Origin of the sequence: Xenorhabdus santafensis (genome assembly GCF_033949405.1) — a bacterium.
Taxonomy (GTDB): domain Bacteria; phylum Pseudomonadota; class Gammaproteobacteria; order Enterobacterales; family Enterobacteriaceae; genus Xenorhabdus; species Xenorhabdus santafensis.
This window is the reverse complement of sequence record NZ_VCDN01000155.1, coordinates 1-1,447: the sequence shown is the minus strand read 5'-3', so window position 1 is coordinate 1,447 and position 1,447 is coordinate 1. Positions and strand designations below refer to the sequence as shown.

At 47.1% G+C, this 1,447-nt stretch carries 3 protein-coding genes; all 3 read right to left on the bottom strand.

The window, feature by feature from the left end:
* Positions 1 to 573: a phage antirepressor N-terminal domain-containing protein gene (locus tag FE392_RS19440; RefSeq protein WP_319931788.1), complete on the bottom strand. Its 573-nt coding sequence runs from the start codon at positions 571 to 573 to the stop codon at positions 1 to 3.
* A 167-nt stretch (positions 574 to 740) separates the two neighbouring features.
* On the bottom strand, positions 741 to 1,145 hold the full coding sequence (locus tag FE392_RS19435; protein WP_319931787.1) for a structural protein: 405 nt from the start codon (positions 1,143 to 1,145) through the stop codon (positions 741 to 743).
* Positions 1,142 to 1,447: phage holin, lambda family (locus tag FE392_RS19430; RefSeq protein ID WP_319931786.1), on the bottom strand; the 306-nt coding region annotated here is incomplete at its 5' end. The genes FE392_RS19430 and FE392_RS19435, both read right to left, overlap by 4 nt.

Below are 1,447 nucleotides of genomic sequence, written 5' to 3'. Positions count from 1 at the left end.
TTATTCAGTTCGCGATGTTTTACCCTTGCCTATTTCGGCCAGGACAAAATCCAGAGCTAAGCCAGCAACCTCTTCGGCTAGCCCTCTTATCTTGCTTTTATGTTCGACACTGACATGCTTCCATGTGTTAAGGCCCGTACCAAACACACTGGCTAACTGCTTGTCTCTTTTGAATTCCGCACAGGCCTCATTCAGTTCTTCCATCACACTGCGCTTGCGAGGGTTAATGGCTATCCCTTTTGTCCAGTAATCATAAAGCACATCATCGCACTCATTCTGATAGCAGATCACCTTATCCCTAATTTCAGGCTTGACCTTGTTGGGATAAATAGTCTGTAGCCATCCAGCTAATTTACGCAGTGGGAGGGAAACCATGTCTCGTATCTTCCCATCAGCGGCAACCATGGGGATTTCCACCACAGTTGATTTAAATCGTTGCCTTAGTTTGGTTAATTGGCTTTTCCAGTCCAACCCCATACCTTCAACAATTGGTCTCATTGGGACATGTGGCTCATTGTTATATTCCACGACATAAAGTTCATCGTCATAAAAAGGAACTGTAATTGTTTGCATCTCGCGTATTCCTATAGAAATAAGAGCCTGCTGACGTAGAAATATCGCCCATGAGAGGTCGCCACCTAGCGATAATTCTCAGGCTCTATTTCTATAAGCTCATGATGGAGTTGTGCGCACGTCAGTACGCAGATAAAAAGAAGCCCCGCGAATGCGAGGCTCAGTGCTCAGAGTAAGCTGAAGGCTTTTTCAAACGTTTCTTCGGGGTAAGGTTGCTTGCCGTTCTCGTGCCGGATAATGGACTTGGACAAAGCAATCAGGGTTGATTTATTCACTTCGAGAACTTGGTGAGGATCGACACCCAGAGACTGAGCAACACCCTTGATATAGGCAGTTGTATTATTGCCATCACTCGATGGTGCGTATCGGCTGATGATTTTAGAGACACTGTTATGTCCGCCTTTATGGTAGTTCCTCAACAACTTGAACAGCGCCCGAATACCATATTCAGCTGTTTCAAACCGACAGAACCGCTTTTCGATATTTCGGTCATGTGGTAATTGGCCTTGCCACTTATTTGCCGGGTTATGGTCAATATTGCCGGGGTTGTTATTGCGTATGCCTCTGCTCATTGCTTATCCCCCAAACGCTTGTTGATAGCCCGGATAGCGAAGCCGCGTATCTTCTCAACACCAATAAAGCCGATAGCACCACCGATAGCCGGGGCAAAACTGCCCGGAATGCCAAACATCTCCAAGCCACTGGATACACTCCATGACAGAGCGCCGCACAATAAGGCTTCGACCCAGCGGTTTTTACGTTCCACGCCGTCATAAATCAGGCGACCGTAACAAATCAGGATTGCCAAAATAGAGCCGGATATCTGCGGCCACGAATGTTTTAGGCCGCTTAACAGGTCGGCCCACAAATCAGG

Excerpts from the sequence above, each read along its gene's own strand:
- FE392_RS19440 (WP_319931788.1), bottom strand. The coding sequence starts at position 573 with ATGCAAACAATTACAGTTCCTTTTTATGACGATGAACTTTATGTCGTG.
- FE392_RS19435 (WP_319931787.1), bottom strand. The coding sequence starts at position 1,145 with ATGAGCAGAGGCATACGCAATAACAACCCCGGCAATATTGACCATAAC.